Origin of the sequence: Xanthomonas sp. CFBP 8152, from assembly GCF_014199025.1 — a bacterium.
In the GTDB taxonomy this organism is placed as follows: Bacteria; Pseudomonadota; Gammaproteobacteria; order Xanthomonadales; family Xanthomonadaceae; genus Xanthomonas; species Xanthomonas arboricola_B.
In genome coordinates this window covers 532,094-552,471 of the sequence record NZ_JACHNO010000002.1, presented here as the reverse complement: position 1 = coordinate 552,471, position 20,378 = coordinate 532,094, and the positions used below count along the sequence as shown (strand labels likewise).

Annotated in this window: 18 protein-coding genes; 15 read left to right on the top strand and 3 right to left on the bottom strand. The window is 65.9% G+C overall.

Annotation, left to right across the window (positions count from 1 at the left end):
• Positions 1-18: 18 nt before the first annotated feature.
• From FHT09_RS10030 to gnd, 6 genes are all read left to right on the top strand, one after another.
• Positions 19-1,116, top strand: a complete 1,098-nt coding sequence (locus FHT09_RS10030; RefSeq protein ID WP_104607067.1) for a hypothetical protein — start codon at positions 19-21, stop codon at positions 1,114-1,116.
• A complete protein-coding gene (locus tag FHT09_RS10025; protein WP_104607054.1) occupies positions 1,109-2,173 on the top strand; it encodes a DNA methyltransferase in 1,065 nt (354 codons plus the stop codon). The genes FHT09_RS10030 and FHT09_RS10025 overlap by 8 nt, the downstream gene beginning before the upstream one ends.
• Positions 2,174-2,246: 73 nt before the next feature.
• Positions 2,247-3,020, top strand: a complete 774-nt coding sequence (locus FHT09_RS10020) for a DUF2242 domain-containing protein (protein WP_181141417.1) — start codon at positions 2,247-2,249, stop codon at positions 3,018-3,020.
• Positions 3,021-3,145: 125 nt separating this feature from the next.
• Positions 3,146-3,526: a glycine zipper 2TM domain-containing protein gene (locus FHT09_RS10015; RefSeq protein WP_104538576.1), complete on the top strand. Its 381-nt coding sequence runs from the start codon at positions 3,146-3,148 to the stop codon at positions 3,524-3,526.
• 234 nt (positions 3,527-3,760) lie between these two features.
• Positions 3,761-5,032: a hypothetical protein gene (locus FHT09_RS10010; protein ID WP_258077262.1), complete on the top strand. Its 1,272-nt coding sequence runs from the start codon at positions 3,761-3,763 to the stop codon at positions 5,030-5,032.
• Between the two features lie 20 nt (positions 5,033-5,052).
• Entirely contained in the window at positions 5,053-5,994 is a 942-nt protein-coding gene (gnd, locus tag FHT09_RS10005; RefSeq protein ID WP_104538575.1) for a phosphogluconate dehydrogenase (NAD(+)-dependent, decarboxylating), read from the top strand.
• A gap of 192 nt (positions 5,995-6,186) precedes the next feature.
• Here the strand turns inward: gnd and FHT09_RS10000 are convergent, their stop codons facing one another.
• Positions 6,187-7,254 carry an oxidoreductase gene (locus FHT09_RS10000; protein ID WP_104607051.1) on the bottom strand — a complete coding sequence of 356 codons (1,068 nt, stop codon included), beginning with the start codon at positions 7,252-7,254 and terminating at the stop codon, positions 6,187-6,189.
• 149 nt (positions 7,255-7,403) lie between these two features.
• Between FHT09_RS10000 and FHT09_RS09995 the strand changes: the two genes are divergently transcribed.
• The 5 genes from FHT09_RS09995 to folK all read left to right on the top strand — a co-directional run bounded on the left by FHT09_RS09995 (position 7,404) and on the right by folK (position 12,423).
• On the top strand, positions 7,404-7,778 hold the full coding sequence (locus tag FHT09_RS09995) for a BON domain-containing protein (protein WP_181126376.1): 375 nt from the start codon (positions 7,404-7,406) through the stop codon (positions 7,776-7,778).
• Between the two features lie 285 nt (positions 7,779-8,063).
• Positions 8,064-9,875 carry an ATP-binding protein gene (locus FHT09_RS09990; RefSeq protein ID WP_104538573.1) on the top strand — a complete coding sequence of 604 codons (1,812 nt, stop codon included), beginning with the start codon at positions 8,064-8,066 and terminating at the stop codon, positions 9,873-9,875.
• On the top strand, positions 9,872-10,312 hold the full coding sequence (locus tag FHT09_RS09985) for a response regulator (protein WP_016900854.1): 441 nt from the start codon (positions 9,872-9,874) through the stop codon (positions 10,310-10,312). The genes FHT09_RS09990 and FHT09_RS09985 overlap by 4 nt, the downstream gene beginning before the upstream one ends.
• Positions 10,313-10,315: 3 nt before the next feature.
• Positions 10,316-11,818: a hybrid sensor histidine kinase/response regulator gene (locus tag FHT09_RS09980; RefSeq protein WP_104538572.1), complete on the top strand. Its 1,503-nt coding sequence runs from the start codon at positions 10,316-10,318 to the stop codon at positions 11,816-11,818.
• A 92-nt stretch (positions 11,819-11,910) separates the two neighbouring features.
• On the top strand, positions 11,911-12,423 hold the full coding sequence (folK, locus tag FHT09_RS09975; RefSeq protein ID WP_104607050.1) for a 2-amino-4-hydroxy-6-hydroxymethyldihydropteridine diphosphokinase: 513 nt from the start codon (positions 11,911-11,913) through the stop codon (positions 12,421-12,423).
• A gap of 12 nt (positions 12,424-12,435) precedes the next feature.
• Here the strand turns inward: folK and FHT09_RS09970 are convergent, their stop codons facing one another.
• Positions 12,436-13,173 (bottom strand): pteridine reductase, encoded by a 738-nt coding sequence (locus FHT09_RS09970; RefSeq protein WP_104607049.1) that lies wholly within the window; start codon positions 13,171-13,173, stop codon positions 12,436-12,438.
• Here FHT09_RS09970 and FHT09_RS09965 point away from each other — a divergent pair.
• Both FHT09_RS09965 and FHT09_RS09960 read left to right on the top strand, forming a co-directional pair.
• Entirely contained in the window at positions 13,172-14,425 is a 1,254-nt protein-coding gene (locus FHT09_RS09965) for an SAM-dependent methyltransferase (protein WP_181141416.1), read from the top strand. The two genes, FHT09_RS09970 and FHT09_RS09965, sit on opposite strands and share 2 nt — an antisense overlap.
• Entirely contained in the window at positions 14,413-14,829 is a 417-nt protein-coding gene (locus tag FHT09_RS09960) for a VanZ family protein (RefSeq protein ID WP_104538568.1), read from the top strand. Before FHT09_RS09965 ends, FHT09_RS09960 begins: the two co-directional genes overlap by 13 nt.
• Before the next feature lie 229 nt (positions 14,830-15,058).
• Here the strand turns inward: FHT09_RS09960 and FHT09_RS09955 are convergent, their stop codons facing one another.
• Entirely contained in the window at positions 15,059-15,919 is an 861-nt protein-coding gene (locus FHT09_RS09955; protein ID WP_104607048.1) for a 2OG-Fe(II) oxygenase, read from the bottom strand.
• Between the two features lie 189 nt (positions 15,920-16,108).
• Between FHT09_RS09955 and FHT09_RS09950 the strand changes: the two genes are divergently transcribed.
• Both FHT09_RS09950 and FHT09_RS09945 read left to right on the top strand, forming a co-directional pair.
• Positions 16,109-17,587, top strand: a complete 1,479-nt coding sequence (locus FHT09_RS09950; protein ID WP_047128095.1) for a hypothetical protein — start codon at positions 16,109-16,111, stop codon at positions 17,585-17,587.
• A gap of 78 nt (positions 17,588-17,665) precedes the next feature.
• Positions 17,666-20,314: a TonB-dependent receptor gene (locus tag FHT09_RS09945; RefSeq protein WP_104607047.1), complete on the top strand. Its 2,649-nt coding sequence runs from the start codon at positions 17,666-17,668 to the stop codon at positions 20,312-20,314.
• Positions 20,315-20,378 lie beyond the last annotated feature (64 nt).

The following is a 20,378-nucleotide window of genomic DNA, read 5'->3' as shown; positions in this document are numbered from 1 at the left end:
CACCGCGCGGGCAAGGGCATGCACGCTTCCGATGACGATTCACTGCTGTCTGCATCGCCGCTGTTGGCCGGGTTGCGCGCCGCCGCGCCCAGCTTGCGGCGGCGCGTGCCGCAGCAGAGCGAGAGCGGCAGGTGGCATGCGCTGCGCATCTGCGAGCGCGTGTATCGGGCAGCGTTGCCGATCACCCTGACCCCGTATGCCTCGGTGCGGCCATGTTCGGCACGCTGCGGCTTCTGTTCGGAAAACCTGCGCCAACACCAAGGTGGCCTGGCGGCAGCGATGCTGCGGCCGGGACCGGACTACTTTGCGCAGTTGCGCGCTGCGTTGCAGCTGCTGCACGAGGTGCCGTTGTCGTATTCGTTGTCCGGCCTGGAAATGACCGACGATCCGCACTGGTTGCAGACCTTGCTGCAGACCCTGGCGACGACGCCCAACGGCCCACGCGTGGAGCAGCGCGTGCTGTACAGCAATGGCGCCGGCTTTGCGCGCGCGCAGGCAGCGCAGTTGCTCGATGCCCTGGTCGACTTCGGCTTGTCGTGGATCGAGCTGTCGCGCCACCATCCGCTGCAGGCCGGCAACGACGCGATCATGCGCTTTCGTCCCGGCGAGCCCATTGCCGATGCGGCCATTTTCGCGCGGGCGGCGCAACGCATCGCAGCGCGGCTGCCGGTGCGGCTGGTCTGCATCGTGCAACGAGGCGGCGTGGACACTGCCGATGGCGTGGCGCACTACATCGCGTGGGCGCGCCGCTGTGGCGCCACGCAGGTGATCTTCCGCGAGTTGTCGCGTCTGGACGATGCGTACCGCAGCAATGGCACCTGGCGTTACATCGCGCAGCACCGCATCGGCATGGAAAGCCTGTTGGCGAGCTGCATGCAGCAGCCGTGGTGGTCGCGTTGGCAAGCAGACGGCATGACCGAGGGCTATTACTTCTGGAATCTGCGCATGCGCAGCGAAGACGGCCTGGAAGTGGTGTTCGAAAGTGCCGACTACGCGGCCATGCACGCACGCCACGCCACCGGCGACCTCTACAAGCTGGTGTTCTTCGCCAACGGCCGTCTGTGCGCGGGTTGGGACCCGGATGCCGATGTGCTGTGGGAACCGGCCGATGGATGAACTCGATCAGCGCAGCTGGTGGACGCCGACACCGGACGACCCGTCCTGGGCACTGCCCGAGGATCTACGCGCTATAGATCCGCTGGGCGGGCGCGATTGTGGCTGGGTCAATCAGATGCGCCCGTTCGTGCGGCACTTCAGCGTGCCGGGCGCACAGGTGTTCGACCCGTTCTGTGGATTCGGCAGCACGCTGCTGGCGGCAACGCTGGAAGGGCGCGGCGCCCATGGCATGGAGATCGATGCCGCACGTGCGCAACTGGCACGCACGCGTCTGCAACGGCACGGCGTGCAGGCGCCGGTCGTGGTCGGTACGCTGGTCGACACCGCGCCCGCTGCGGCGATCGATCTGTGCCTGACCAACGTGCCGTATTTCGGTTGCCACTGGCGCGGTGCGGCATTGCCCGGGCAGCTGTATGCCAGTGCCGATTACGCCGGCTACCTGTCCGGCATGCGGGCGGTCTTGCATGCGTTGCGCAAGCGGCTGCGGCCGGGTGGCTTCGGGGTGGCGATGGTGGAAAACGTCGTCGTCGGCGGGCGGGTGATCCCGCAGGCATGGGATCTGGGGCGGATCCTTGCCAGCCTGTTCACCCTGCGTGAGGAGCGGGTGCTGTGCTACCAGCGGCCGGGTGCAGCGCTGGCGCCTGCTGGCACGCACAGCAATCGCAGCCACGAGTACGCACTGATCTTCCAGCACCGCCGTGCGCGGCTGGACCTGCAGCAGGCAGCGCAGCTGCTGCAGGCGCTACGGGCAAACGGCCTGCCGGTGGAGGTGCACGGCAGTTACGCGCGCTGGCTGCAGGCGCCGGCGTCGGTGCCGGAGGGGCCGGCGGATCTGGACCTGATCGTGCAGGCCGAGCAGCCGCTCTGGGACCGCCTCACCGTCTGGCTGCAGGCGCAGGGATTCGCCTTGAGCCTGTGGGGCGAGCCGTGCCGGTCGCCGGTCACGCTGGCGGCGGTGCGTGCGCACCACTATCTGCGCGCCGAGCGCATCGGTGCAGACGGCAGCCGCCTGCAGCTGGACCTGCAATTGCCAGCGGATGAACCGCCGTTGCCCTGATCGGCAACGCGACGCCGCGCGCACAGCGGTTGCCGCTATGCTCTGTGCCGGTTCTGGATGCCGGAATTTTCCCATGTCTTGTTCTTCCCTGATTGCGCGCGGTGCCCTGCTTGGCGCGCTGGCAACCCTGGCTGGCTGCGGTGGCAGCAAGGGCGACACGATGCTGATGCGCGAGTCGTTCAATTCCGACGACACCTATTCGCGCAGTGTGGCCTCCACCTCGCCGCAGGCCTGCGAGGCCGCGCGCCGGGTGTTGTTGAGCCAGGGCTATGCGGTGACGCGTGCCGATGCCGCTGCGGTGGAAGGCAGCAAGAACTTCCAGCTCAAGGAAGCCGAGCAGAGCGAGCAACTCAATCTGCGCATTTCCTGCGCCACGCAGGACGGCGGCCAGGCGCAGGTGTTCGTCAGCGCATTGCAGGACCGTTACGCGCTGAAGAAGAGTTCAACCTCGGCCAGCGTCGGAGTCGGCGTGCTCGGCTCGTTGTCGTTGCCGGTCGGCAGTAGCGGCGATTCGCTGGTGCGCGTGTCCAGCACCACGGTGCAGGATGCGGCCTTCTACAAGCGCTTCTTCGAGCGACTGAATTCGTATCTGCCCAAGGTCACCGAAGCGGTGCCTGCGGCTGCAAACGCTGCCCAGGCGCCGCAAGTGCATACCACGCCCCCGGCACCGGCGGCCGACGCCCGGTGGGGTGAGACGGCGGTTTCGCCCGCCACACCGGCAAGCGCGCCGCAACCCGCTGCAACGCCGGTCGCCCAGCCACCGGTGGCGCCCTTGCCGGTCGAATCCCAGGACCCGCCGCCGATCCCGGCCAAGGTGCCGCAGACCGAACCTGCCGCACAGCAGTGAGAAGTTGGTTCAGGCTCCGCTCCAAAGCCTGAATAGCGGGCCGCACGCTTCACGTCGCGTTCTCGATACAGTGGCGAAAGTGCAATCATGATTCGCCGAGTGGGCGAGAACGAAGGAGACCGATGATGAAGATGCGCAATTCCCTGTTGGGTATGTCCCTGATCGGCCTGATGGCGACCAGCACCTTCGTGCAGGCGCAAAGCTATTCGCATCAGCAGCGCTACACCGAAGCAGACGAAGGCCGCAGATTCAATGACGGAACGCGCGTGCGTTGTCGGAATGTGGAAGTGCAGAAGAACTCGACCGATCCCAATCGCATCGGCGGTACAGTCGCTGGCGCTGCGATCGGCGGCCTCCTGGGCAACCAGGTTGGTGGCGGCAATGGCAAGAAGCTGGCAACCGTGGCCGGTGCGGTTGCTGGTGGTGCAGCGGGTCGCACCATTCAAGGCAACCGCCAGCAAGCTAATGGCAATCGTCAGGTGGCGCGCGTCTGCGAACGCCGCTGAAATCGATGCACTGAATCTTGTGAGCCCCGGTCCTGCCGGGGCTTTCTACGTCTGAGGATGCAGCGCCTTGCTGCCGATCTACATCACCTTGTATCGATGAGTGCGTTTCAGAAACCCCGCCTGCGGCTGTGGACGGGATTGATGCGGCGTGCGTCTGCATCCGCATCTGCGCGGCCCAAACCGCGTTCCCGTACCGCATTGCGTCTATGCGCGACCGCATTGCTCGGTGTGCAGATGTTGCAGGCCGCCGCGGCCACGCCGAGTGAGACTGCGCGCAAGGCGTCTGTGGACTGTGTCGATGCCCTGCTGCGGCGGCTGGGCTGGGATATTCGCAGCGCTTCGGTGCGTGCGCCGGTGGTGCGGCGCGGCGAGCCCTGTACGCGCGGGTCGCTTGCGCAGGCGCGTGCAGCCGGCGATCTGCAGCTGACGCTGCCGGCCAGCTGGAACGCGCAGCAACGCGGCGCCGCGCTCCAGGCCTTGCTGGACGATACCGCCACCCAATGCGCTTACGCGTTCGAACTCGGGGCGGCCACGCGGCGTGCAACCACGCAGCTGCAGAACAACCCGGGCTATCGGTTTTCGGCGTTGCAACTGGGCTGGATCGGATTCGGCTGGCGCGGCGCGGCAGCGCAGGGCTGGAGCGGCTTCCGCAGTTTCGGGCGTGGCTATCAACCGCGCGGCAGCAATGCGCAGGCGCTGGAGGTGTTTTATCGCGGCCAGGTGCGCTCCGAATGCGGCGTGGGGCGGCAGGTGGCCCAGCTGGCCACGCAGCGCGAACTGTATGGCGATACGGGCTTCGATCAGGTGTTCACTTCGGGCGAGTTGTCGATCGGCACGTTCTTGACCCTGCACGACACCGACAGCATCCTGCTGGGTGCGCATGCCGGCGATTTCTTCGCCGACGGCAAGGCGGTCAGGACCGCGCAGCTGGGGCGCCAGGCATTTGTCGGTGCGCCGGGGTTTATCGCGCATGTGTTCGACAAGTCGTCTCTGGACGACATCCACAATCAGGCCGAAAACTTCGTGGTGGTGGACGTCAGCGATGCGGCGGCGCAGGCGCTGGCGCAGCACGGCGGCTTTGCGCACTACGACGCGCTCAACCGGCAGATCTGGGAGCTGGCCAAGGAGCTACGCGGGCCGGGCAAGCGTCGCTTCGAGCGGTTGCTGTACGAGCGCGATGCACAACTGCGCGCCACGCTCGACCCGCAGCAGCAGGTGCGCCTGCAAACGCTGCAGGGCCTGTTGGATGACCCGTTCTACCAGGGCTTTCTGGTCTACGTGCATCCCAAGGGGATCAAGCCGATCGCCTATCACATAGCGCGCCTGCTCGATCGCAACCCGCGCACGCCGTATGCGATCGACCTGACCTTGCACAATCTGCGCAGCACCTTGTACTGGCGCTGGATCGACTGGCAGTTGCAACAGTGCGGCGCCGGTACCGCGGCGGAACGATCCATTGAGAATTCCGCCACGCCAGCGTACGCCGGGCGTGGCACCCTGCACTGATCAGATCACGAGGAGCGATTATGGAACTGGGTATGGTGGGTTTGGGCCGCATGGGCGCCAACATGGCCGAGCGCCTGGTACACGGCGGACATCGCGTGCATGGCTACGATCCGGGCGAAAGCGCGCGTCGCAGTGCGCAGGCCAAGGGCGTGGTCACTGCCGATGCGCTGGCCTCGCTGGTATCCGCGCTGCCGAGCCCGCGTGTGGTGTGGTTGATGGTGCCGGCGGGCAAGATCGTCGACGACACCCTGGCGCAGCTGCTGCCGCTGTTGCAGGCCGGCGATATCGTCATCGATGGCGGCAATTCGTATTACAAGGATTCGCAACGGCGCGCCGCATTGCTGCATGCCAGTGGTATTGCCTTTGTCGATTGCGGCACCAGCGGCGGCGTCTGGGGTCTGCAGGAGGGCTACAGCCTGATGGTGGGTGGCGACGAAGCGGCGGTGACCACGCTGCATCCGGTACTGGCCACATTAGCGCCGGCAGCGGACAAGGGCTGGGGGCGCGTCGGTCCGAGCGGCGCCGGCCACTTCACCAAGATGGTCCATAACGGCATCGAGTACGGAATGATGCAGGCCTATGCCGAAGGCTTCGCTTTGATGCAGCACAAGACCGACTTTGCGCTGGATCTGCACCAGGTCGCCGAGATCTGGCGCGATGGCAGCGTGGTGCGTTCGTGGCTGCTGGATCTCACTGCCGATGCGTTGGCGCATAACCCGACCATGGCTGGTATCGCACCGTTTGTGGCCGATTCGGGCGAAGGGCGCTGGACGGTTGCCGAGGCGATCGATCTGGAGGTGTCGGCGCCGATCATCACCTTGTCGCTGATGGAGCGGCTGCGCTCGCGCGACAAGGATTCGTTCACCGACAAGCTGCTAGCCGCAATGCGCAACCAGTTCGGTGGTCACGCAGTCAAGACCACGACTGAAGCCGCGCCCACGATCGGCAGCAAGGACGTCTGAGCGGTTGCGCCGACTCCTGCGCGCCTGCATGGCGGGCGCGTAGTGAAACGTCTTTCCATCCACTGCCGGCGTACCCGCTGGCTGATCGCAGTGCGTGTTGATCCAGTGCCCGCACGCGATACCGCAGGACGCGAGCATGCCATGCCGATGCCGCACACCGGTCAGGCGCCCGACACGGCGCACAGTCGTGCATCAGCCGCGTAAAACCGCGCTCGCTCCCTCCAGCCATTGCACCTGGCCCGAGGCGGCGCTGCGTTGCGCCAGCTCCAGCAGCTCCATCACCTGCACCGCGTCGGCACCGCTGACCGGTGCCGGTCCGGTGCCTGCCAGGGCATCGCGAAACGCGGCGTAGCACTGCCGGTAGTCGCCCGGCGTGGTGTCGGGTTGATGGGTATGCACGCGGCCTTCGTCGTCGACGCGGGTCAGCGTGCCCGGAAGCGGGTCCACGCCCCAACCGGCGGTACCGGGGCGGCGTCCGGCGCGTAGCTGGTCCTCCTGGGTGTCCAGCCCGTGCTTGAGATAACTGCCACGGGTGCCGTGCACGGCAAAGCGCAGGCCGCTGTCGGCCACCAGCGAGCCGGCATGCAGGATCACGCGCAGCCGCGGGTAACGCAGGGTGACGTGGAAATAGTCATCGCTGCGCGCCTGGTTGCGCTGGCGCTGCAGGTCCGCGCCGATCGCCTGCGGCATCCCGAACAGCTGCAGCGCCTGATCGAGCAGATGCGGCCCCAGGTCGTACCAGAGACCGGCGCCGGGAACCTCGCTTTCGCGCCAGCGGTCGCGCACCTGCGGCCGGAAGCGATCGAAGTGCGAATGGAATTCCACCACCTCGCCCAACTGGCCTTCGTCGATCAGCCGGCGCACGGTGAGGAAGTCCGCATCCCAGCGCCGGTTCTGGAACACGCTGACGACGCGCCCGGCCGCGGCGGCTGCAGCCACCAGCTCGCGCGCCTGCGCCGCGTCCAGCGCAAAGGGTTTGTCGACCAGCACATGCTTGCCGGCGGCCAGCGCCTGCAACGCGAACGGCGCGTGGGTCTGATTGGGCGTGGCCAGCACCACCGCGTCCAGCGCCGGATCGGCCAGTGCCGTTTCCAGATCGGCCAGCACGGCCACATCGGGGAAGTCCGCCTGTACCTGCTGCGGTTTTGACGACACCACGCTATGCAGGGCCAGGCCCGGGGTGCCGGCGATCAGCGGGGCATGGAAGGTGCGGCCGACATAGCCATACCCGACGACGGCCAGATTGAACGGTTTAGGCATTGAAAACGGTTCATCGCAACGACGGAGAGGTCTGCATGGTATTGCACGCACCCGTGTGCGCCGGGTTCACAGCCCCTGCATCCGGCAGTCACGTGTGCACGACGAGCGCCATTGCAGACTGCCGCCACATTCACAGGAGGGTACATCCAATGAAGAACATGACACATGCACGCAAGCTGCTTTCCCTGGCACTGTCGCTCGGTCTGACGCTGGGTGCCTCGCAGGCATTCGCCGCGCCGCAGGAGCACGCCGCGCACAAGGATCACGCTGCCGACAACATCAACGAATCCAAGAAGCCGGTGACCGATACCTGGATCACCACCAAGGTGAAGGCCGACCTGCTGGCCACCGACAACGTGTCGGGCACCGACGTCAAGGTCGAGACCAAGAACGGCATCGTCACCCTGACCGGCACGGTTGCCACCAAGGCCGAGCACGACAAGGCCGTGGCAGTTGCCAAGGGCATCGAAGGCGTCAAGAGCGTCAAGTCCACAGGCCTGAAGGTCGTTGCTGCAAAGATGTAATTGCAGCCGTAGCAAATGCCGGGGCAGCCGAGGCGAGGCGGCTGATCCGAGCACCAGGCGCACTCCACGGGGTGCGCTTTTTTTGTTGCCTGTTCGCGACCCAGGCAAGCCGACGGGCGGTAAGCGCTCGCACCATTTTCACGTTTGCTGCACTTATGATATGCCCATTCAGCTATGTCGCCGCGGGAGTGATCAGGCTGAATCGTTAATCTCATCCTGGGCCTGATCGGAGACAATGCCGACTTGCCTTCGGGGCCTTGGCAGCGAGCGGATACAGACCTAGCAATGCAGACGACGGTCCAAGAAGACAGATGGGATCGCTGGCGCCTGCCGTCACTGGCAGTTGCCGTGTTTCTGATTGTGGTGGTGCCGTCGTTGCTGTTGCAGCAGATGGCGCACAACGCCAACCAGGCTGCGGCGTGGGTGTTGCATAGCCAGGAAGTGCAGGAGACTGCCCAGCGCCTGGAAGCGGCAATGCGCGACACCGAATCGGCAGCCCTGATGCGCTCGCACGGCGTGCAGCGTCCGGCCTTGCTGGAGCGGATGCGGCGCGGGCGGCGCGAGTCGCTGGCTGCGGTGCAGCGGCTGATCGTGCTGACCAAGGACAACCCCGCACAGCAGGTGCGGATGGGGCGCATCCAGAGCACGATCGAGCGGCGTCTGTTGTTGGCCGAGCGGATTGCGGTGACCACTGCCCCCGAGCAGATCCGCGTGCTGATTGACGACATGACCTTGAACAACCCGATCCGTGTGCTGATCGACGAGTTGCAGGAGGCCGAGGGCAAGCTGCTGGAGCTGCGCAACACGCGCGCCGACACCGAGCGCGCCCATTACGCCGTGCTGAGCTGGGGCACGTTGGTGGTGCAGTTGCTGCTGCTGGGCACCGTGACCTGGTTGCTGCAGCGGCAGATCCGTCGCCGCCTGGCGGCCGAGCAGGAGTACCTGCGCGCCAACGGCCGTGCGTCGTCGGTATTGCAGACCGTGCGCGAGCCGATCGTGCTGCTGGATTCCAGCCAGCGCATCCTGCTGCACAACCCGGCGTTTGCCGAGTTGTACGGGCTGGACGAGCGCGGCAACGAATCGATGCCGCTGGAAGACGTGGGCGAGGGCGTCTGGCGCGATGCGCAGATCCATCAGCGGCTGGCCGATGTGCTGCTGCGCGGCCGCGAGTTGTGGGACTACGAACACGAGCAGCGCGCCGCCGATGGCGTGCAGCGCACCATGCTGATCAACGCGCGGCGCATGCCGCTGCCGGACACCAGCGACGAAGACGTGGTGCTGATGACGGTCAGCGACATCAGCCTGCAGAAGGCCTCGCAGCTGCGCATCCAGGAGCTCAACCGGCAGATGGAAGGCAAGGTGGAGCAGGTGTCGGAGGTCAATCGCGAGCTGGAGGCCTTCAGCTACTCAGTCTCGCACGATCTGCGCGCGCCGCTGCGCCATGTGGCCGGATTCTCCGACAAGCTGGCGCGCCATCTGGGCGATGCGGCGGACGAAAAATCGCGTCACTACATGGAAGTGATCAGCAGCTCGGCGCGTCGCATGGCGTCGCTGATCGACGATCTGCTGGTGTACTCGCGCCTGGGGCGCAGCGCGCTGCGGCTGCAGGCGGTGGACATGCAGTCGCTGGTATCGGAAACCCGCGCGATCCTGGACTCCAACGTGCAGAGCGAGAACACCGGCCACCGGGTGGACTGGCATATCGCGCCGTTGCCGGTGCTGGTGGCCGACGAGAACATGATGCGCCAGCTGTGGATGAACCTGCTCGGCAATGCCGTGAAATACAGCACCAAGCGCGAGGTGGCCAGGATCGAGGTCACCTACACGCCGATGGCCGACGGCGGCCACCAGTTCAGCGTGCGCGACAACGGCGCCGGCTTCGACATGGAATACAGCGACAAGTTGTTCGGCGTGTTCCAGCGTCTGCACAAGGCCAGCGAATATCCCGGTACCGGTATCGGCCTGGCCAGCGTGCGGCGCGTGCTGACGCGCCACGGCGGCCGGGTCTGGGCCGAAGGCGCGGTCGACGAAGGCGCCACGTTCTATTTTGTGCTTCCACCTGCGCTCGAAGCGCCCAACCAAGAGTTCACTGTATGACCGCCATCCGTACCATTCTTCTGGCAGAAGACAGCCCGGCCGATGCGGAAATGGCCGTCGATGCCCTGCGCGAAGCCCGCCTGGCCAATCCGATCGTGCATGTCGAGGACGGCGTCGAAACCATGGACTATCTGTTGCGTCGGGGCATCTTCGCCGATCGCGAGGAAGGCCTGCCGGCGGTGTTGCTGCTGGACATCAAGATGCCGCGCCTGGACGGGCTGGAAGTGCTCAAGCAGATCCGCAGCGAGGAGTCGCTCAAGCGCCTGCCGGTGGTGATCCTGTCGTCCTCGCGCGAAGAGAGCGACCTGGCCCGCAGCTGGGACCTGGGCGTGAATGCCTATGTGGTCAAGCCGGTGGACGTGGATCAGTTCTTCAACGCAGTCAAGACGCTCGGCACCTTCTGGGCGGTCATCAATCAGGCACCGGAGCTGGACTGACCCATGCTGCATGAGGGGGGCAAACTGGAGCAGCTGAAGATCCTTCTGGTGGAAGATTCACCGGAAGACGCTGAGCTGTTGTCCGACCAGCTGCTCGATGCCGGGCTGGATGCGGCGTTCGAGCGTGTGGACAGCGAACCATCGCTGCGTGCCGCACTGGATGCATTCCAGCCGGACATCGTGCTGTCGGATCTGAGCATGCCCGGGTTTTCCGGCCATCAGGCGCTGCGCCTGGTGCGCCAGAACGGCGCCACGCCCTTCATTTTCGTCTCCGGCACGATGGGCGAGGAAACCGCGGTCAAGGCGCTGCAGGATGGCGCCAACGACTACATCATCAAGCACAACCCGACACGGCTGCCCAGCGCAGTGATCCGCGCGATCCGCGAGGCGCGTGCGGATCTGGAACGTCAGCGCGTGGAGAGCGAGCTGATGCGTGCGCAGCGGCTGGAAAGCCTGGCGATGCTGGCGGCCGGGTTGAGCCACGACCTGCGCAACATCCTGCAGCCATTGCTGATCGTGCCCGACCTGCTGGCCGGACGCACCGACGATCCGCAGCTGCGTCAGCTGGCCAACGTGGTGGCCGAGTGCGGCCGGCGCGGGCATGAGATGGCCGAGTCGATGCTGTCGTTCGTGCGTGGCTCCAACAAGCCGCGCGAGCAGGTGTCGATCGCCAGCCTGTTCCAGGCCGTGCAGATGCTGCTCAAGAGCAGCCTGCCCGACGGCGTGCGCCTGCAGATGGACACGATCCCGCTGGATCTGACCATCGAGGCCAACTACACCGAGTTGCAGCAGTGCCTGCTCAACCTGGGCCTGAACGCGATCCAGGCGATGCCGGGCGGCGGGACGTTGACCCTGTCTGCCGACCGCCATGATGGCGCGCGCGTGCGCATGAGCGTGGCCGACACCGGCGTGGGCATGAGCGAGGACACCCGCGCACGCCTGTTCAGCCCCTTCTTCACCACCAAGGCCGACGGTACCGGCCTGGGACTGATTTCCTGCAAGCGCATCGTCGAAAGCTACGGCGGCAGCATCGTGGTCGACAGCCGCCTGGGCGAGGGCACGCGTTTCGACATGATCGTGCCGATGCGTGCGGCCGCGGGGACGGTTGCCGATCCCGAGCCGCCGCTGGCGTTGGGGCATGGGCAGCGCATCCTGTTGGTGGATGGCGAGGCCACGCGCCTGTCGCTGCTGGGCAACGCCTTGTCCAGCCAGGGCTATCAACCGCAGCTGGCAACCGACGGTGCGGCGGCGCTGCAGCTGGTGCAGCAGCACGCGATGCCGGACCTGGTGATCATCGACAGCGACATCATCCAGCTCTCGGCGGTGAGCGTGCTGTTGAGCATGCAGGAACTGGGCTATCACGGCCCGGCGATCGTGCTCGAAGACGTCGGCGCGCCGCTGCAACGTTCGCATTTCCCGCCGGAACTGCCGGTGCATGTGTTGCGCAAACCGCTGGAAATGCGCCGGGTGTTCCGCGCCGTGGCGCATGCGCTGGAAGTGGCCTGAGGCCAGGGTCTGGCGTACTACGGGCGGGCAGGCCAAGGTGCGCGACGATTGCAACAGTTGACGCCCACGCTGGCCGCATGCGCGAATAACGCATGACCACCGTGCTTCTCAGCCTCGGCAGCAACCTCCAGCCGACCCACTACCTGCGCCTGGCCGTCGACGCCTTGCGCGCGCGCTTCGGCCAACTTGCCATCTCGCCGGCGTATCGCACGCCGGCGGTGGGCTTCGACGGGCCGGACTTCGTCAACAACGCCGTGGCGCTGGACACGGACATGGACCTGCCTGCGCTCGACCACTGGCTGCATGCGCTGGAAGATACGCACGGCCGCGATCGCAGCGGCCCGCGTTTCAGCGACCGCACCCTGGACGTGGATGTGGTGTTCTTCGGCGATTGCATCATCGAAGGCCCCGGGCATCTACGCATTCCGCGGCCCGAGCTCAAACATGCCTTCGTGTTGAAGCCGCTGGCCGATATCGCGCCCGACTTTGTCGACCCGCTGAGCGGGCAGACCCTGGCCGCGCTGTGGCAGGCGCATTCCCAGTACGGCATTGCGTTTGCGACGGTTGCGTTGGACGCGGCTCCGGCGCTGGATGTGGCGCGGTAGCGTCGTTGTAGCTCAACTGAGCTGGCGGCCGCCGTCCACATGCAGGGTGTGGCCGGTGACGAAGCTGGCGTCGTCCAGCAGCCAGCGCACCGCCTCGGCGATTTCCTCGGGCGTACCGATGCGTGCCAACGGCGTGCGTGCGAGCAGCGCCTGTTTGGCATCTGCGGATTTGCCTTCGTCCGGCCACAGAATCGCACCGGGCGCGACCGCGTTGACGCGAACCTCCGGTGCCAGCTCCAGCGCGAGCGAGCGGGTGAGCATTTCCAGCGCGCTCTTGGACGCGCCGTACAGCGGGTGGTTGCGCATCGGCTGCTGCGCGTGCAGGTCGGTGAGGTTGACGATGGCGCCGTGGTGCTGGCGCAGCTGCGCGGCGGCAGCCTGGGCGATGAAGAACGGCGCACGTGCATTGACTGCGAACAATTCGTCCCATTGCGCCACCGTCGCTGCGCCGAGCGGGGTGGGATAGAACGCGGAAGCATTGTTGACCACGCCATCCAGGCGGCCGAACGCGGCGATGCAGTCGGCGACCAGCTGCGCCGGCGCCTCCGGCAAGCGCAGATCGGCGTGCAAGGCCTGCGCACTGCCGGCGCGCTGGGCGCACAGCTGCGCTACGCGCGCGCCGAGCGCCTCGCCGGAGCGGTGCCCGTGCAAGGCAACGCGGTGGCCGGCCGCATGCAACGTGGTGGCGATCTGGGCGCCGATACGGCGGCCTGCACCGGTGATCAACACCACCTTGGAACTGTCTGTCATGGCGTACTCGCTCGGCGTTGCAGAGGGCTCGGCTATCCTGTGCATTGTCCCCGCAACCGGTGCCCGCATGCACGCCGACCTTCCTACTCCCGATCCGGACGCCCTGGCGCATAGCGATCGGTTGGCTGCGCATCTGCGCGCCGAGATCGCCGCCGCCGGTGGTGCGATTCCGTTTTCGCGTTTCATGGAACTGGCGTTGTATGCGCCGGGCCTGGGCTATTACAGCGCCGGCTCCAGCAAGTTCGGCGAGGCTGGCGATTTCGTCACCGCACCGGAGCTGGGGCCGTTGTTCGCGGCCACCGTGTCCGGTGCGCTGGCGCCGGTGCTGCAGCAGCTCGGGCCACAGGCGCGCGTGCTGGAAGTGGGCGGCGGCAGCGGTGCATTCGCCGAAGTCACGCTCAAGCGCCTGCTCGAGCTGGATGCGCTACCGGAGCGTTACGCGATCCTGGAACCCAGCGCCGACCTGCGCGAGCGTCAGCGCGAGCGCCTGGGACGCAGCCTGATCCCGCCGGTCTTCGATCTGGTGGAGTGGCTGGACGGTCCATTCCCGGACGATTGGGATGGGGTGCTGTTCGCCAATGAAGTGATCGATGCATTGCCTACGCCGCGCTTCACGCTGCGCGATGGCGAGGTGTATGAGGAAACCGTGGTGCTGGACGCGCAGCAGCAATTCGCGCGCGGCGAGCAGCCGGCCGATGCCTTGCTGGGCGCGGCGGTGCGGCATCTGGAGCGCTATCTGGAGCAGCCCTTCGCCGATGGTTATCGCTCCGAGTTGCTGCCGCAGTTGCCTTACTGGGTCCAGGCGGTGGCTGGCGGTCTGAAGCGCGGCGCGATGCTGTTCGTCGACTACGGTTACCCGCGTGGCGAGTTCTATCGCGCGCAGCGCGAAGACGGCACCTTGCGCGCGTTCTATCGCCATCGCATGCATGAGGACCTGTATCGCTGGCCGGGCCTGCAGGATCTGACTGCGTCGGTGGACTTCACGGCGTTGGCCGAGGCCGGCACCGGGGCCGGTTTCGAACTGGCCGGATACTGCACGCAAGCGAGCTTTCTGCTCGGCAACGGCCTGGATGCCCTGCTGGCGCAGGCCGACACGCGCACCGACGAAGTGGGGCGCATGCGGCTGCGTGAGCAGATCAAGCGGCTGACCTTGCCCAGCGAAATGGGCGAGCGCTTCCAGGTGATGGGCTTTGCGCGCGATGTCGATTTTGCGCCGGCATTTCTGGCGGGCGATCTCACATGGCGGCTGTGAGCGCGGCGCTGCGTCCATTCCGGCGGCCACGGTTGTGGGTAGGCCTGTGGATCGCCGCAATCCTGATGGTGATTGCGGTATGCATGGGGCCGCCACCAGAGTTTCCGGAACTTCCTTCCAACAGCGACAAGGCCGAGCATTTCTTGACGTTCGCGTTGTTGTGCTGGGGGGCGGTGCAGCTGTTCGCCACCCGTCGCGCGCTGTTGCTTGCGGCGTTCGGATTGGTGCTGTTGGGGATCGGGATCGAGATCGCGCAAGGGGCACTGACCACCAATCGCAGCGCGGATCCGTACGATGCGCTTGCCGATACGTTGGGTATCCTCGCTGGCTTGTGCCTGGCATGGACGCCGCTGCGGTTGGTGATGTTGCGGATCGATCAGCGCATGTTTGGGCCGCGCGGGTAGATCTGTTGTAGAACAGCTGGTCTGTGACTTTGCTGCAAGGCCATTGCCCGCCCACCCTCGCAGGACACGCCGCAAGTACGTCCGTGTAGGCGCTTACGCGGCATCCATGCCGCGTAAGGTCGCGCGACGATGGGCAGGCAAGGACCGGTCGGGATGGTCGGCGTGCAATGTCGAGAGCAGTGCGCGATGGTCGTCCACCTGGCGATTGCGTAGCTTCCAATCTTCGCTCTCAGCCGGGCATGCGGACCGCGCGTTCGCGTAGCCACTTGGTTGCGACCCACTTTTCGCCGGCCAGGACCGGGGCGCCGGCATGCAGGCTGCGTGTCATCGGATGCGGGCGGTCGTAGCTGAAGAACACCGCATTGCCTTTCACGGCAGCGACGTCCAGGTGCGCATCGGGAAAGTGCGTGGCGCCGCCGCGTTCCGGGGTGTTGAGATACATCACCAGCGATGCGACGCGCTGACCGCCGGCCTGCAGCAGCACCGGCGTCCCGGCGGCAGCGGGGTCGAAGTAGTCGTAGTGCGGTTGATACTCGGCGCCGGTGGCATAGCGCAAGACCTGCAGTCCTTCGCCGTGGTCCACGGGCCAATCGAGCAGGCGGGCGATGCGCGCCTCGATGCGTTGGCATAGCGCATCCTGCCCCAGCTGCAGGCACATGCTGTGGCTGGTGCGCGCGGCATGCACGATCTGCGCGCCGTTGTCGTTGTCCACCGTGCGCGAACGCGCCAGGCGTGGCTGCGCCAGTGCGATCAATGCCTCGCATTCTGCATCGGACAGGAAATCGCCCAGCACCACCACGCGCGGCAGCAACAGGCTGACCAGCACGTGCACCTGGCGATCGCCCAGGTCCAGCAACGAGGCATCGTTGTCCTGCACCACTGCCGGCACGCGCACCGGCATCGGCAGGCCATGTGCCTGCGCGTGCTGCTGGATGTGGTCGCGCACCAATGCCTCGACTGCGTCGATGGCGTCCTGTTCGTTCCAGCCTTGATCCAAGAGCGGCTGTAGCGCTTGCTCCGGCGGCTGGCCGGCCACTGCCTGCGCAATGATCCAGTTGCCCAGGGCAGTGGGGATGGGGGTCGAGGTCATCCTTCTACAGTGCATGTCAGTGTGTGGCAGGCATGTGTCAATTGTGTCGTGGTAAGACAAATGACACAGACAGCCCCTATAAAAGTGACGGGGATCTTGAACGTGCTCGCCACTGCAGTGAGCGGAACGCAACCAATTCTTGACGACTCCTCTTCATACCGGACCTTCCTTGACCTGGAGATCAGCCGCATGTCCGTTCGCAATAGCAGCAAGACACTTCTCATGACGTTTGGTACCGCGCTGGCGTTGTCGGCCTGCGGTGGTGGTGCCGATCGTGTCGCTTCGCCCGGCGAGGGCGCATTTCCGCCGGCACCGACGCCGGCCCCCGCACCGACCCCGGCGCCCACGCCTGCACCCACGCCCGCTCCGACACCGACCGGCCCGGCCGCCGATTGCCCGACCGGTTTCTCCAACGTCGGCACCATCGCCAACAACACGCTGCGCGCCTGCCAGCTGCCGGACACCATCAACGGCAACCTGGTGGTGCCGGCACGTGCGGGCACGGCGTATTCGATCAGCGGACGCGTCAACGTGGGCACCGACCGCGGCGGCAACGCCATTGCACCGGCCGCCGGCAGCACGCAGGGCATCCTGACCATCGAGCCGGGCGTGACCCTGTTCGGTTCGGCGGGTAGCGATTACATCGTGGTCAACCGCGGTTCGCAGATCTTTGCCGAAGGCAGCGCCACCGCCCCGATCGTGTTCACCGCGCGCCAGGCGCTTGAGGGTCAGGTCAGCGCCAATACCATCGGTTTGTGGGGCGGCATCGTGGTGCTGGGCCGTGCGGCCATCAACAACTGCCCGGGCAGCACGGTCTCCGGCACGCCGGAATGCCAGGCGCAGGTGGAAGGTACCAACGCGTTCTACGGCGGCAACAGCGCCACCGACAACAGCGGCTCCATGCGCTACCTGCGGGTGATGTATTCGGGCTTCGAAATTTCGCCCAACAACGAGTTGCAGGGCATCACCCTGGCCGGCGCGGGCAGCGGCACGCGTCTGGATCATGTGCAGATCCACAACAGCTCCGACGACGGCATCGAATGGTTCGGTGGCACCGTCAACGGCAGCCACATCGTGATCACCGGCGCCGACGACGATTCGCTGGACACCGATGCCGGCTGGAACGGCGCCCTGCAGTTCGGCATCGTGGTGCAGCGCGCCGGTGGCGGCGACCGCATGAACGAGTGGAGCAGCCTGCGCCGTCAGCCGTATTCGCGTCCGAAGGTGGCCAACTTCACCTACGTCGGCAACGCGCGCGCCGGCGCGGCGATCATGCTCAACCAGGGCACGCAGGCCGCGTTCTACAACTCGGTCGTCACGCGTCCGGCCGGTGGCAGCGGTGATGGCCTGGTGTGCTTCAACCTGGCCGATGCCGACACGCTCGGTACCTTCAACTCGGTGTTCTTCGCCTGCCCGACGGCCTTCGGCAGCGATGCACGTGCGGCCACCCAGTTTGCGGCTGGCACCAACAACGTTGCCAACGGCGTGTCCACGTTGCAGAACACCTTCGTCAATGGCGCCAACGAAAGCGCCGTGCCGGCCTTCCAGGGCTTGAACGGGGTGAGCAGCTTCTTCCAGCAGGTGAACTACATCGGTGGCGTGCGCGATGCCAACGATACCTGGTGGCAGGGCTGGACCTGCGGCCTGACCGCCGATCGTCCCTGCTGAGGTACAGCATCGCAAGGCAGCCCACGCGCTGTCTTGCGATGCGTCCAGCGTCATCTTTCAGTTGCCAGGGCTCCCACGATGCGAACCTCCGCTGTCGCCCGTCTCTCGCGGACGGGCCTGTCTCTTTCCATTTCCACCTTGCTGTTTTCCGGCGCTGCGCTGGCGCAGTCGACCACCACCGATGCCGACACCAGCAGCGGCGGCACCGCCACCAGTGCGCCCAAGCAACTCGACCAGGTCGTGGTGCGTGGCGAGTACATTCCCCAACCGATGCTGCAGACCTCGGAGGTGGCATCGTTTGTCACCCGTGAGGACATGGAGCGTACCGGCGACAGCAGCGCCGCCGTTGCGCTGACGCGTGTCACCGGGCTGAGCCTGTCGCGCGGCAAGTACGTGTATGTGCGCGGCCTGGGCGAGCGCTACTCGTCGGCGTTGTTTAACGGCTCGCCGCTGCCCAGCCCCGAGCCGATGCAGCGCGTGGTGCCGCTGGATCTGTTTCCCAGCGATGTACTGGCCAGCGTGACCGTGCAGAAAACCTATTCGGCCGATTATCCGGGCGAATTCGGCGGAGGCGTGATCGATCTGCAATCGATGGCGGTGCCGGACAAACCGTTCCTGTCGCTGACCGTGGGTGGCGGCGTCAACAGCGTCAGCACCGGCGAAAAAGGCCTGACCTATTACGGCTCCGGCGATGACGAGTGGGGCTACGACGACGGCACGCGCAAGCAGCCTGCCGCGTTGCGCGATGCGATCCAGAGTGGCCGGCGCGTGGATCTGGGCAGTTTCTCGCGTGAGGACATCCGCCGTATCGGGCGCAGCTTGAACGACGCCAACCTGTATGTGCTGCAGGAAAAAGACAGCATCGCCCCGGACGTCAATGTCGGTGGCAGTGCCGGTTACAGCATGGATGTGGGTGAGGCCAAGCTGGGCATCATCGCGGTGGCCAGCTACGACAACGAGTGGCGCACGCGCACCGGCAGGCAGCAGGACGGCATCTTTGTCGGCGATGCGGTCGAGTTCAATTCCAACTACGACTTCGCCACCACGCGCAACAATGTGCGCACCAACGGCATGCTGGGCCTGGGCTGGGAATACGGCAGCCACACTATCGGCTGGACCACCTTGTATGTACACGACGCCTTGAAGGTGGCGCGCAGCCGCGCCGGCCGCGATGAGCTGGCCGGTTTCGACGTACGCGACGACAACACCGAGTGGTACGAGCGCCAGCTGATCAACAACCAACTGCGCGGCACGCATGCATTCGGCGAATACGATGATCTCAAGATCGAATGGCGCGCAGCGGTGGCCAATGCCAGCCGCGATGTGCCGTACGAAACCGGCATTCGCTACGAGTTGCTGGATGGCTACTGGGCGCACGATGCCTCGCGCGTGCAGAACTACACCCGCTTCAGCAAGGTCGACGACACCGTCGCCAGCGGCGGGGTGGATGTGACCTGGCGTTTGCCGATCGAGCACGACTTCACCGTCAAGGGCGGTCTGGCCTATCTGGACAACGACCGCAGCGCGTGGAGCCGGGAGTTCCGCTTCCTGGCGCTGGATGGCCCGCTGCCGTTCTACAACCAGTTCCAGCGTGTGGATTATCTGATCTCCGATTACAACCTCAGCAACGATCTGCTGCGCCTGCGCGAGACCACCGGCAGCTTCGGTGCGGCCGCGTACGACGCGACCCTGAAGGTCAAGGCGGCCTATCTGCAGGCCGAGGGCGAGATCGTGCCGACCCTGCGCGCCACCGTCGGTATGCGTTACGAGGACGCCACGCAGGCGGTGCATCCGTACGACATCTTCACCGGCGTGCGCCAGGACAGCGTGGCCCCGCTGGAGAACAGCTACGCGTTGCCGTCGGCCACGGTGACCTGGAATTTTGCCGAGAACCAGCAGCTGCGCGTTGGTGCGTCCAAGACCATCGCGCGCCCGCAGTTCCGCGAGATGGCGCCGCAGCAGTACCTGGACCCGGATATCGACCGCCAGTTCTTCGGCAACCCGTTCCTGGTCGACAGCGAGCTGGTCAACCTGGATGCGCGGTACGAGTGGTTCTTCGAGCCGGGCGAGTATTTCACCGTCGGCGCGTTCTACAAAAGCATCGACAAGCCGATCGAAGCCATCGTCAACGATGCGCCCGGCGGCGGCATCGTGCAGAGCTTCATCAATGCGCCAGAGGCCACTTTGTATGGCATCGAGCTGGAAGCCAAGAAGTATCTGGACCTGCCGATCGCGGCCGACTGGTGGGGCGACAACCGGGTGTTCGTGTCCGGCAATTACACGCGCACCAAGTCGGAGGTGAGCGCCGGCGATGGCGATACCGTGCAGCCGTTCGGCTTCACCGCACCGGTGCAGGCAACCTTGTTCATCCGCGATGGCTCGGCCTTGCAGGGGCAGTCCGATGACATCGCCAACCTGCAGATCGGTGTGGAAAGCGAAAGCACCCACAGCCAGGCCACCTTGATCGCCAACTATGTCGGCGAGCGGGTGTCCGCGCGTGGTCGCCCGGGGCAACCGGATTACATCGACAAGCCCGGCACCTCGCTGGATCTGGTGATCAAGAAGGGCCTGGTGTGGTCGGGCAATACGCTGTCGTTGAACTTTGCCGCACGCAACCTGCTCAAGACCCGCTACCAGGAGTATCAGAGCCTGGGCAGCAACCGGGTGGACCTGTACGAGTACCAGCCCGGCGTGACGTATGACCTGAGTGTGACAGCGCGCTTCTGATCCGACGCCCGCTGCCGGTATCGCACATGCCCGCCCTGCCTCGCATGGCGGGCGTGTGCAGATG